This is a genomic window from Acetobacter okinawensis JCM 25146, assembly GCF_000613865.1.
Classification (GTDB): domain Bacteria; phylum Pseudomonadota; class Alphaproteobacteria; order Acetobacterales; family Acetobacteraceae; genus Acetobacter; species Acetobacter okinawensis.
The window spans coordinates 127,017-137,914 of record NZ_BAJU01000005.1; the positions used below are offsets into that span (position 1 = coordinate 127,017).

The 10,898-nt window shown below is 56.8% G+C and carries 9 protein-coding genes and 3 pseudogenes; 3 read left to right on the plus strand and 9 right to left on the minus strand.

The genetic code is table 11. From position 1 onward, the window contains the following. Positions 1-12: 12 nt before the first annotated feature. The 6 genes and pseudogenes from JCM25146_RS04500 to JCM25146_RS23470 all read right to left on the minus strand — a co-directional run bounded on the left by JCM25146_RS04500 (position 13) and on the right by JCM25146_RS23470 (position 4,700). Positions 13-801, minus strand: a complete 789-nt coding sequence (locus JCM25146_RS04500; protein WP_025826192.1) for a nucleotidyltransferase family protein — start codon at positions 799-801, stop codon at positions 13-15. Beyond that, positions 798-1,579: pseudogene (locus tag JCM25146_RS17205) on the minus strand (sterol desaturase family protein). The gene JCM25146_RS04500 and the pseudogene JCM25146_RS17205 overlap by 4 nt, the downstream one beginning before the upstream one ends. Further along, positions 1,576-2,675, minus strand: a pseudogene (locus JCM25146_RS25125) (LptF/LptG family permease). The pseudogenes JCM25146_RS17205 and JCM25146_RS25125 overlap by 4 nt, the downstream one beginning before the upstream one ends. A gap of 93 nt (positions 2,676-2,768) precedes the next feature. Beyond that, positions 2,769-3,883, minus strand: a pseudogene (locus tag JCM25146_RS24810) (LptF/LptG family permease). Beyond that, positions 3,880-4,287, minus strand: coding sequence for a metallophosphoesterase family protein (locus JCM25146_RS23465; RefSeq protein WP_242400922.1), 408 nt, complete (start codon positions 4,285-4,287; stop codon positions 3,880-3,882). The pseudogene JCM25146_RS24810 and the gene JCM25146_RS23465 overlap by 4 nt, the downstream one beginning before the upstream one ends. Before the next feature lie 83 nt (positions 4,288-4,370). Further along, positions 4,371-4,700, minus strand: coding sequence for a metallophosphoesterase (locus JCM25146_RS23470; RefSeq protein WP_242400923.1), 330 nt, complete (start codon positions 4,698-4,700; stop codon positions 4,371-4,373). A 217-nt stretch (positions 4,701-4,917) separates the two neighbouring features. On the opposite strand from JCM25146_RS23470, the gene JCM25146_RS23475 reads away from it, so the two are divergent. From JCM25146_RS23475 to JCM25146_RS04530, 3 genes are read left to right on the plus strand one after another with little or no spacing between them, the layout of a single operon-like run. Then, the gene (locus JCM25146_RS23475; RefSeq protein WP_242400924.1) at positions 4,918-5,400 is read left to right on the plus strand and encodes an acylglycerol kinase family protein; all 483 of its coding nucleotides are present in this window, start codon (positions 4,918-4,920) and stop codon (positions 5,398-5,400) included. Continuing rightward, entirely contained in the window at positions 5,376-5,897 is a 522-nt protein-coding gene (locus JCM25146_RS23480) for a hypothetical protein (protein WP_242400925.1), read from the plus strand. The genes JCM25146_RS23475 and JCM25146_RS23480 overlap by 25 nt, the downstream gene beginning before the upstream one ends. 12 nt (positions 5,898-5,909) lie before the next feature. Beyond that, positions 5,910-6,878 (plus strand): hypothetical protein, encoded by a 969-nt coding sequence (locus JCM25146_RS04530; RefSeq protein WP_025826194.1) that lies wholly within the window; start codon positions 5,910-5,912, stop codon positions 6,876-6,878. Positions 6,879-6,883: 5 nt separating this feature from the next. Here the strand turns inward: JCM25146_RS04530 and spt are convergent, their stop codons facing one another. The 3 genes from spt to JCM25146_RS04545 all read right to left on the minus strand — a co-directional run bounded on the left by spt (position 6,884) and on the right by JCM25146_RS04545 (position 10,246). Next, on the minus strand, positions 6,884-8,098 hold the full coding sequence (gene spt, locus JCM25146_RS04535) for a serine palmitoyltransferase (RefSeq protein WP_025826195.1): 1,215 nt from the start codon (positions 8,096-8,098) through the stop codon (positions 6,884-6,886). Between the two features lie 6 nt (positions 8,099-8,104). Beyond that, positions 8,105-8,356 carry an acyl carrier protein gene (locus JCM25146_RS04540; RefSeq protein WP_025826198.1) on the minus strand — a complete coding sequence of 84 codons (252 nt, stop codon included), beginning with the start codon at positions 8,354-8,356 and terminating at the stop codon, positions 8,105-8,107. A gap of 123 nt (positions 8,357-8,479) precedes the next feature. Beyond that, a complete protein-coding gene (locus JCM25146_RS04545) occupies positions 8,480-10,246 on the minus strand; it encodes a fatty acyl-AMP ligase (protein ID WP_025826200.1) in 1,767 nt (588 codons plus the stop codon). Positions 10,247-10,898: the final 652 nt, after the last annotated feature.

Below are 10,898 nucleotides of genomic sequence, written 5' to 3' on the forward strand. Positions count from 1 at the left end.
TGATCCGGTCAGTTAGCGTCCGTATTGTGCCTTGAGAGCCGGGGCCAGTTTTTGCGCCAGAATAATGTCGGCTTCCTTATCCACATCCACTGCGGCGCGCCCGTCTGACAGGGGGACCAACTGGGCATGTGCGCTGGTGAGCTTATAGATGCGCGCATAAAGTGCCTGAGAGGAAAGCCGCCCCATAACCGCACGCAGCAGGATTCCAAGGCCAAGGGTCCAAGCAACGCGGAGGGGGTGTTTGCGGTTTTTTTCCACCGTGCGCCACAACTGCGCAACGCGGGCTGAAACTGAGGTTTTGAAGTAGAACAGATTACAGCCCGAAAAAACCATGTCCGTCAGGCGGATATAGGTCCGCTTGGTCTGGGGAACGCTACGCTGTATGGCGGCCTGTGTGGCTACACCGACGGCAATATCGGTCTGGAGGGCGGTTTTACTGAGCAGTTCCTCCACCCATTCGGGCTGGAGCAGTGCGTTGTCCGCTGTGGTGACAAGTAGAGGCGTACCCTGCCGAGCAAGGCTGTCCAGTACGCTGGCACTTGGCCCTTCAGGGCATGACGGAACAACCTGTACCTGTGCGGGCAGTAGGCCCGCCAGAATGGATGGGTCTTCCAGACAGACAATAATTTGGGTGATGGCGGGAACAGCCAGCAGGGCGTTGACCACCCGTACAACCATGGGCACTCCATCAATGGGGAGCAGCGCCTTGTGTGAAACGCCCCCGGCTACGGCTACAGGGTCTGGCTTGCCGGGGCGTGTCCCGGCAAGCACAAGAGCGGTAAGGACGGGGGGCGTGGTCATGCTGCGCGTTTCTGCTCTGGGCGTGCGCCATCGGGCCGGTCACGCGGAGGGGCTCCGGTCAGGTCCATCACCCATGGGTAGCGGGCGGCCTCGGCCACGTCATAGCCCAGATTGAACACGGTGGGGCTACGTGGGCGCGCTTTGGCATCCACGTAATAGGAGCCAAAAATCCGGTCCACCACAAAGCTGGTAATGCCAAAGTTGCCATCTTCATCATGGAAGTGGTGCAGCACGTGGCGGGCTTTCATGCGCTGGATCACGCGGAGCGGGGTTTGTAGTTCAGGTGCTGGATGCAATGAAAAAATTCGTAAATGCAGGTAATTGCAACACCTGTGCCAAAGGCTGCGGCAGCCGTCCCCACACCACCGATCAGGTAGCCGATGGGGAGGGTAATAAACGCAATGGTGGGAAGGGTTGTGACCGGCGCGCCAAACAGAACATCAAGCAGATGCGGGTCCTGATGGTGGTCAAAGTGGATGCGCTTCCACAAGGTGGCGGTCCATTTGATTTTGTACAGCACACGTCCGTGCAGAACGTAGCGGTGCAGTAGGTACCACACAACAGGGTACACCAGCACAACAGCGATCATGGCGCAGAGTGTTCGTGTCCAGCCTGCAAAAAAATGGGCAGAAACAAACGCGCTGGCAATAGCCAGAGCAAAGTACAGCAGAATGGTCGGATACGTCAGATAGGCGATCCACAGCTGCCGGAGATCCATCTTGCCCAGATCAAAACTACGGCCAGTCTTGAGGGAGGGATTGTTCAGAGTTCCGCTCATCGTGTTTCGTTCCTTAGAAGCACTGTTAGCGCTCCCAATGTAAAAATGATCAACGCGGGCACCGTTGCAACCGGAGGCGGGAGCAGACCGGCGTTACCCATGGCCCGCAGCAGTCCCTGCACAACAATAAACAGCAGTCCCGCTCCCAGACACCATACTGGTAGCAAACTGCGCGTTCCCGTTCGTGGAGGGATATAGATTACTGGCATGGCGATCAACAGCAGAACCAGTAAGGACGCCGGGCGTAGGAACCGCTCCATAAGCCCGGCCTTGAGAAAGCCGGGGCTGGAATCGGAGGGAACAGCCCCACGCAGCATGCCAATAATTGTGGATGTGGAGAGGGGAGGATTGCCCGATGACAGGCGAATAAAATCATATGGCCGCAGAGTCGTCTGCCATGCATGTCCGCTCTGGCGTCCAGCCGGTCAACTTTCTGGCCCTTCAGGTCAATGTCTAGTCCCTCCACGTTGTAAAGGGTCCAGCCGTTGGCTTTTGTGTAATGGGCTGTCTTGGCGTGCAGGATTTTGCTCAGCATATGCTCCGGGTTACGGACATAGACGTCAACCGTACCTAAAATGTTGCCGCCGTCAGCCACATAGCCGATGCGGTTCAGGTTTGTTCCGTCATGGAACCAGAAGGAATGACCGTCCTCCGGGCTTGGATCTGTACGATTCCACCATGCAGCGAGCGCCTGTTCGGAGAGAGGGGTTATCTGATCATCCAGCACAACCCCCGCCAGACCGAGCAGAAGGGTTGCGGGGACAAGGTATTTATACAAACCAAGGGTGGACAGCCCTGCGGCCCGCAGGATAGCCATTTCGCTGGCAAGGGTCATCTGGGTCAGCATGAGCAGCGCGCCAATGAGCGTGCTCAGGGGGAGGGCGCCGGATAGCAGGAATGGTACACGCATTGCTGCATAATCAAGAATGCCCATAACCCCCAGATGGCGTTGCAGGATCGGGGTTGTCTGCTCCAGCAGTGCCAGAATTTCCAGCAGGCTGACCAGTACACAGCAGCAGAACAGCACGCGCGTGAGCAGGGCACCGGACAGGTAGCGCAGCAGAACGTGACGTGAGGTGAGTTGGAGCTTGCTCATGGTACGGTTTTCTTTATGCCGACCGGGGGCTGCCCGGTTGTGCCCTGCGGGCGTGCCAGGGATGGAGCGTACCTGAGCGGTAAAGCAGAAGGGTTACGCACAGAACGGCAAAAACAAGCGCGGGAGCCCAGATGATGAGCACCGACAGTTTTTTGTCGCAACCATGCTGTGCCCGAATTGCAGAATATGGTCGAAACTGACCATGAGAATAAATGCAATGGGCAGGCCAGCGTTATTACGCTTGCGCTTGCGGGACATGGCCAGAGCCGTTGCCAGAAGCGGAATAAAGGGAATGGTCAGGCTGCGCGCAAGCCGAAAGTGCAGCTCCGACCACATGTGCGGTTGTGAAATACTGCCATCCTGACGAACAAGAGCACTGATCAACTCCGGGGAGGTGAGTTCGCGTTCATCCTCCCCCCGGCTCCGGAACGGGGGCGTCTGGGAGGCATGGGTGAGGTAGCGCGTGGAATGCTCGAACATGGTCAGGCTGGGTGGCTTGTCCTTGGAGTCAGAGACAATAATCCCATCCTCCAGATCCAGCTGCACGGTGCTGCCGTCCGAGGCTATGCGGATATGGCCTTTGCGCGCGGTAATGCTGCGCTCGATGTTGTCCGTCGTATCATGAATGAACACATTCCCCAGTTCTGAGCGCTCTGTGTGACCTGCTCGGCAACAAGGGTCAGATCAGCGGAGGGACGGGCAAACATGCGCGGCTGCAGGCGGGGGGTCCAGCCGGTGTGGCTGGCAAAGTAGTAGGCAGCCCGAAAATCATACCGTGCATGGGGCTGAATAAAACCATAGAGCAGAAAGGACACAACCCCCAGAGCCAACCCCAGATGGATATAGGGGCGGGTAATGCGCAACAGGGACAGGCCACTGCTGTTGGCTGCGTCAATTTCTTCATTCTGGCTCATGTTGCGCATGACGGCAAAAACCGACACGCACAGCGCCGCAGGTATGGCCAGTCCCAGATAATGTGGGAGCAGCGTGGTCAGCAGTTCAATAAACGTGCCCAGATTGTTGTTGCCTGCCGCCAGCAGGTTGAAAAGCACCAGCAACCGCTCAAGCAGAAGGGCGGTCATTACCACGGCCAGAGCAATGCTGAACGGCGGAATGACCTGATTTATAAGGTAGAGGTCAAGCGTTGTGGGCATAAGCCGCTTGGCAAGGCGGCGCAGGGCGGGCGCATTGAGCATGGAGAATGTCATACTGCGGTTTGGGCAGGCTGGCGATGCAGTGTGTATACTCTGGGTGCGTCACAGTCATGCATCAAGCCGTCTGCCCCTAGGGCCCTGCGCTGCACGGCAATACCCCATGTGCTGGGGTGGGCTGTAATGGCAATTCTGTTCCAGCCTGCTGCTTTTTCCGGACTGTCAGCAATGTGGGAGGCGGAGGTTGTCCCGATGACAGGCGTATGCGTGCCCGCAATGGTGCAAAAACTCGCGCGGTGGGAGTGACCATGCAGCACCAGTTCCGCTCCTTCTTGCTGGACGATGTCCTGAAATACATTCAGGTCGTTCAGCCCTTTGCGTTTGGCCACCAGTTTGGCCACCGGAGGGTGATGTAGCAGCACAACCCGGCATAAACCAGCCTTGCCAAGGTTTTTCAGCACATCGGCCAATTGCTCAAGCCGCTCCCGGCCCGCCTTGCCCGTTGCCAGAAAAGGGGGGGATGGGACTGCGGTATTGAGCCCGATCAGGCAACATGGTCGTGGATCAGAACGCCCGGGGCTTTTTCATCGTCCGCCATATGCAGCCATGGAGCCCACAAGGCACGTTTTTCCAGATTTTTTTCACGTACCAGCGCTTCATGGTTGCCAGGCACAAGCAGGGTCGGGGGGAGTGACTGCTCCTGCAACCAGCGCTGTGCCGCACGGAATTCGGACAACAGGCCCAGATTGGTCATATCCCCCGTAAGGGCCACAAGATCAGGGGCACAAAGACGGATGTCATGCATGACCTGTGCCAGAGGGACGCTGGTGTGCAGGTGCCTGCGCCGGCTCAGCCAGCTTATCAGGCTCAGCACACGCTTTATTCGCCATTCCCGCCATGTCGCAGGCCTGCCAATGGCAGGTGGGGGTCAGAAAAATGGGCGAGAAGAACACTGGCCAAGAAAATTAGGTCTCCAGTTCGGTGCGTTGTCAGCTTACAGGATGTGACAAGCGCGCTTAGGCTCTTTATACCACTGAGCCGAGCCGGGGCAAAAGCACCGGTCTGCAACATGCGCATTATAGAGTAGCTGAGTGCCTGACCATCTAGCCGTTATTTATAATCCGTTCAGCCGGAAAAATCTGAAAAATGGACCTCAGGAGATCCAGAGTATTCAGGCATTACCGGGTGTGCTGTTTTTTGCTCCCGATACAGATGCCGCGTTGCAGGCGGTTATTGAGGAACTGCGTACACACACTCTCTCCTGCATAGTAGTAGATGGGGGGGATGGTACAGTCGGCAAGGTGCTGAGTGCACTGCATGTTTCTGGCTGGCCAGCAGACACATGGCCACCTGTTGCAGTTATTCCCTCGGGCAATACCAATCTGATTGCAGCGGACGTTGGTTACGGCAGGCGTGGGGTGGACGCGTTACGGTTTTTGCAGACCGAACTGCAGAACGGACAGGCGATACTCAAGATCAAGCACCGGCGGCCACTGGTTGTGCAACGCGCGGGGTTTGATAAGGCGGCAGTGCTTGGTTTTTTGGCGGCATGGGTGCGTTTGGGCGGGGCATAGAGATTGCTCACCAGCCAGCGGTGCTCAAGCGCTACGCGCATGACATGGCTGTTGTTGCCACTTTGCTGATGACCGTCATGCAACTCCTGCTACCTAGCAAACGTGATGGCTGGCTTGCTGGCGCGCCAGCAAGCCTGACGTATGATGGTACACCCAGCGTGGTGCAGAACCACTTCATGCTGCTCTGCACCGCGTTGAACACGCTACCTTATGGCGTTTGGCCATTCTGGCGCGCAGGTGGGGCAGGGGGAGACGGCATGCATTATCTTGATGTGGCGGCCTATCCACCCTCCCTTATGCGGGCAGTATGGACGTTGCTGCGGGGCAAGGCACCTGACTGGCTGCGTCGGACACAAGCTTACCAGAGCGGATCGGTGCAGGAGCTGGGCATGCAGACAACCGAAAATTTTGTGCTTGATGGTGAGATTCTTGAGCCGGGAGAGAATAAGGACTTTACCATTCTGTCCGGGCCTGTTGTGTCCTTTCTCTACGCGTAATGGCTGAGCGTCATGGATAAGACCCGCAAGCTTCTCCGCCAGCAGGCTATAGGGCAGGTTACGCACACTCTTGCGCAGGAACTGACAACACCCGTTGCTCCCGAGGTTACCCTGTTTGTGGAGCAGATGCTTGGTCCGGTACGCCCTTTGGGGGTTCTGTTCTATGGGTCTGGCCTGCGCAGCGGTATTGATGAGGACACCCTGCTCGACTTTTACATCATAGTGCGTAGGCAGGCAGATTGGCCCCGCTCTGTGCTGGCCTGCATGGCTAATGCGGTGTTGCCACCCAATGTTGAATACTATGAACTCCAGGTGGCCGGCCGGGTCATGCGGGCCAAGGTTGCCATACTCACACTGGCGCAACTCCACGCGCTTACCGGGTTTGCCAGCCTGAACACGACAGTCTGGGCGCGTTTTTCCCAGCCGGTCAGGCTTGTCTGGCACAATGATGTGCAGGCGGAGCAAGCCATAACCCACTGTATTGTGCGGGCCAATGTTACTGCGGCCAGATGGGCAGCCTTGCTTGGGCCGCGCAAAGCGAGCCCTGTAGCGTTCTGGAACGCGTTATATGCCAGAACCTACAGAGCAGAGCTGCGCGTTGAAAACGGGCAGAGGAGCAGCGGACTGGTCGAGGCAAATCTGGAGCGGTACGAGCACTTACTTCTCCCTTGCTGGCAGGCTGCGGGCATAGAGTTTGACGTGCAGGCAGATCAGGTGACGCCTGATTTTTCAGACAGGCAGCGGCACGAGGCCCAGCGGCAGTGGGGCTTAAGGGCCCGGCTGGGACGACCGCTGAATATTCTACGCCTGATCAAGGCCGTATATACATTCAAAGGGAGTGCCAGCTATGCCGCATGGAAAGTCAGGAGGCATAGCGGCATAGATATTACTCTTAGCCCCTTTGCGCATAAGCACCCGCTGCTGGCAGCGCCGCCAGTGCTGTGGAAGCTCTGGCGGCAAGGGGCATTTAGGCAAAGCTAGAAGCGTTACGCTTTGTTGGGCTGCAAAGGCACACCACATTCTTCCGCCGCCTGGCGGAAGATCGCAAGAGCCTGATCAATCTGTGCAGCCGTGTGTGTTGCCATAACAGAGCAACGTAGCAACGGACGGGAGTCCGGTGTGGCCGGGGGCAGGCTGAGGTTAACGTACACCCCAAGTTCGAGCAGCCGGTTCCACATGGGAATGGCCTGCTCAACTGTTTCCAGCGTTACAGCAATAACCGGGCTGACCCGCGTGCTGGCGTTCAGTCCCATGCTCATGAACCCTGCATGCAATTGGGCTGCGTTATCCATAAGCTGGCGGCGTAGTTCAGGTTGGGCCACCATGTCTTCAAGAGCTGCGCCGGTCGCCGCAATCACTTCGGGGGGAAGGGAGGCGGTAAACATGTAGGGGCGACAGTTCAGACGCACCAGTTCCAGTTCCGGGTGGTCAGACACACAGTACCCCCCAACTGTTCCTAGGCTTTTGGAAAAAGTACCGACGACGAAGTCAACATCTGCTTCCACGCCTTCAGCTTCTGCCGCACCACGTCCATGCTCGCCGAGCACACCAAAGGAGTGGGCTTCGTCAACCATAAGATACGCGCCAGTTTCACGCTTGACGGCAGCAAACTCGGCCATGGGGGCCACGTTGCCGGTCATGGAGTAAATACCTTCGACAACAATCAGCTTGGCGCTGTTGGGCGCGTCCAGACGTTTAAGGCGCTTGTACAGGTCGTCAGGGCTGTTGTGCCGGAAGCGAATAACCTGTGCCGCACTCAGGCGGCTCCCATCGTAAATGCTGGCGTGGCTGTCAGCATCGAGCAGCAGGTAGTCGTCCTTGCCTGCCAGAGCCGAGATCATGCCCAGATTGGCTTGATACCCGGTAGAGAACACCATTGCGTCCCGCCGTTTGAAAAAATCGGCAATCTGGCGTTCCAACTGGCGGTGGAGGGACTGCGTGCCATTGGCAATACGTGAGCCTGTTGTGCCAACACCACATGTTGCCGCTGCTGCCTGCGCAGCCTTGATGGCCCGCTCTGACTGGCTGAGGCCAAGGTAGTTATTGGTTCCGAACAGCAGGGTCTCCCGCCCCTCTATGATTCCAACAGTAGAGGAGATCGGTTTTTCAATGACAACAGCAAAAGGGTTACGCCCGCCAGCTGCGACGACCGCGCCAAGAGCGCCTGCAAGGCCCTCAAATTTGGAAAAAAGGGACGTCATCCACGCTTACCCTTTGTTCTTCAGGTCAACAATGCAGGCGGCAAGATCATTGATCGTGCGAATGTCGGCCAGCTTGTCCAGCGGAACGGAGACATCTAGGCTGTCTTCCACTTCCATGACAAAATTCATGACTGCAAGGGAGTCAAACGCCAGATCTTCCATGATCTTGCAGTTGCCGTCGATGTCGCGCGGGACTTTGGGGTTGGCAAGAAGCTTTTGGATGATCAGCGCGGACACGCTTTCAACGGTTTCGCTCATGTTGGGTCCTTCATCCTTGTATGGCATTTATATTAAGCCGAGCTTCTGCCCGCTGTGGCCGCCTTATGAGAGAAAAAACCAGATTTGACTAGTCTTCCCCTCACAGGCAATGGCCCGGATTTATCAGGCTACTTCTGGCTGCTGGGCAAATGCCCCGTTCACATACATTGTTCTGGCCTTGGCGCGCGTCAGCTTGCCAGAGGATGTCTGGGGCAGAGTGTGTGGGGGGACCAGTTCCACGCACACATCAACCCCATGCAGCCTGCGGAAGAGGCTTACGGTTTCCGCCCGCAGGGCTTCGCGTGCTTCGGGGTTAGTGGTGCGGCACTGGATCAGGGCCACGATTTCTTCCTGATTGTCTTTTTCAAGGGAGAAAACGGCCACGTCGCGGCTGCGCAGAGCCGGAATATGGGTTTCAGCCGACCATTCCAGATCCTGCGGCCAGATGTTGCGGCCATTGATGATAATCAGATCTTTGGCGCGGCCGGTTACAACAACCTGACCATTGAGCATGTAGCCAAGATCACCAGTGTTCAGCCACCGCTCCCTATCCAGTACCTGACTGGTCTCTTCGGGCATGCGGAAGTAGCCGGACATAAGGCTTGGTCCACGTACATAAATGGTGCCGACTTCCCGGTCCTTAAGCACATGTCCGTCAGGGTCACGGACTTCCATTTCATGCTTGGGCAGCACCTGCCCGCAAATCACAAAGGTACGGCTTGGGGTGGCAGGGGTTGCCGGGGCGCGGGCAATGCCTTTGCTTTCCAGCAGGGGCAGGTCAACAGTGTCTGTTTCTATGCCGCTATTGAGCGGGACAAAGCTGATGGCAAGCGTTGCTTCAGCCATACCGTAGCTGGCTACAAATGCCTTTGCGTTAAATCCGGCAGACGCAAAACGCTCTGCAAACTCTTGCAGAATATGGGCGCGGATCATGTCCCCGCCGATACCCGCCACACGCCAACCGGACAGATCCAGCCCAGCCGCCGCAGGGCGGCGGGCACAGAGTTCATACCCAAAAGAGGGGCTGTAGGCGATGGTGCCACGGTTGCGGCTGATAAGGTCAAGCCAGACGTGAGGCCTACGCGCAAACTCACGGGTGGGCAGCAGGTCAACCGTCAACTGGCATGTCATGGGGGTCAGGAAAAAGCCAACAAGCCCCATGTCATGGTAAAGCGGCAGCCACGACACGCAGCGATCCCCGGTCTCACGGACCTGCAAGCCATCGTGGGCAATAGCCGCCACATTGGCCATGCCAGAACTCTGGGAAACGCAAACCCCCATGGGGAAGCGGGTGCTGCCAGAGGAGAACTGAAGGTAAGAAAGCGCATTGGGCTCGACAGGCTTCAACTCCAGATCGGGGACTGGCCGGGCCATCAGTTCGCTTGGCGAGCCTGCAAAGACCAGCCCTAGTCCGCTGACAATATCGTCCGTCCAGCCTTCAATAATGGCGGGAATTACAACGGCGCTGGCCTGTGCGCTGGTAATCATGCCGCGCAGGGTGGTCAGATAAGCGTCCTTGCCACCAAATGCGACAGGCAGGGGCAGAGGAGCGGCTACAAGACCTGCATACTGGCAGCCAAAAAAGATACGGGCAAAATCGCCATCACTTTCGGCAACAATGGCGACCCGGTCACCCGCCTGTAAGCCCATGCCTAGCAGGCGCTTTGCTGTTTCAATGGCCTGTTCGCGCAGGAGGCGGTAAGGCAGGGCCTCAAGCAGAACCCCTTTGCCCGAATAGATATTGAACCCGGCAGTACCCTGCGCGGCATAGTCCAGCGCCTCTGGAAAAGTCGCAAAATCACCATAACGGCGCGGCTGTCCAGACGCGGAAGGAAGCGGCTGGAGAGTTGCTTCCGTGGTGGGTGCAGAGGCTGGGTTCATAATGTTCATCAGGTGGCCATTCGAAGAAAATCAGAAAATGCGGCGGCGCCAACCGGCGCAGTAAGCTCGTCCCCCAGAAAGGTCGAACGTCAGGCGTATATAGTCTTTTTGCAGATTTATGAAAGTATCATGCTGCTTGGAAAGCCATTCAACATCTTCATCAAGTGTATCAAAGGTCGTGATTACAGGGGATGTCCAGTGCGTGCAGATGTCCGTAAAGGCCTGTATTACTGCTCTGGTTTAAAGTCAGATTTCCCCTGATTTTGCGATCTTTCATGCAACCTGTTTTGCGGGTTATCGTGCCATCATTGCCTTTAGGTCAGGGCAATGATGGCAAAAATATGGATTGTCGTACGGGGTGTTAGTGAAACCCGAACTCTCGCTGAGCGTTATAGGAACGGGTAGGCCAGACTGTAGTAAGCAGTGCCGCTTATGTTTCGGCGTATGTCAGGCTGATATAGAGCTTGGATGCGGTCGCTTTAATGCGAAACGTAAAGTAACAAATCGTGTTGCGAATTCGGGATGAGCTCTTGCCCAAATTCAGTGGGTAAGGTGCGGTTTACGATTCTATTGAGTGGCTCATTATCATAGAGCGGTGTCAGCGGCTGTGCGTCGTGCTGGCATGGTTAATTGCAGCTGAAATGCCTCTGATAAAAAATGT

Coding starts and splice junctions, on each gene's coding strand:
- JCM25146_RS04500 (WP_025826192.1), bottom strand. CDS start 801: ATGACCACGCCCCCCGTCCTTACCGCTCTTGTGCTTGCCGGGACACGC.
- JCM25146_RS04530 (WP_025826194.1), top strand. CDS start 5,910: ATGGATAAGACCCGCAAGCTTCTCCGCCAGCAGGCTATAGGGCAGGTT.
- JCM25146_RS04540 (WP_025826198.1), bottom strand. CDS start 8,356: ATGAGCGAAACCGTTGAAAGCGTGTCCGCGCTGATCATCCAAAAGCTT.
- JCM25146_RS23480 (WP_242400925.1), top strand. CDS start 5,376: ATGGGTGCGTTTGGGCGGGGCATAGAGATTGCTCACCAGCCAGCGGTG.
- JCM25146_RS04545 (WP_025826200.1), bottom strand. CDS start 10,246: ATGAACATTATGAACCCAGCCTCTGCACCCACCACGGAAGCAACTCTC.
- spt (WP_025826195.1), bottom strand. CDS start 8,098: ATGACGTCCCTTTTTTCCAAATTTGAGGGCCTTGCAGGCGCTCTTGGC.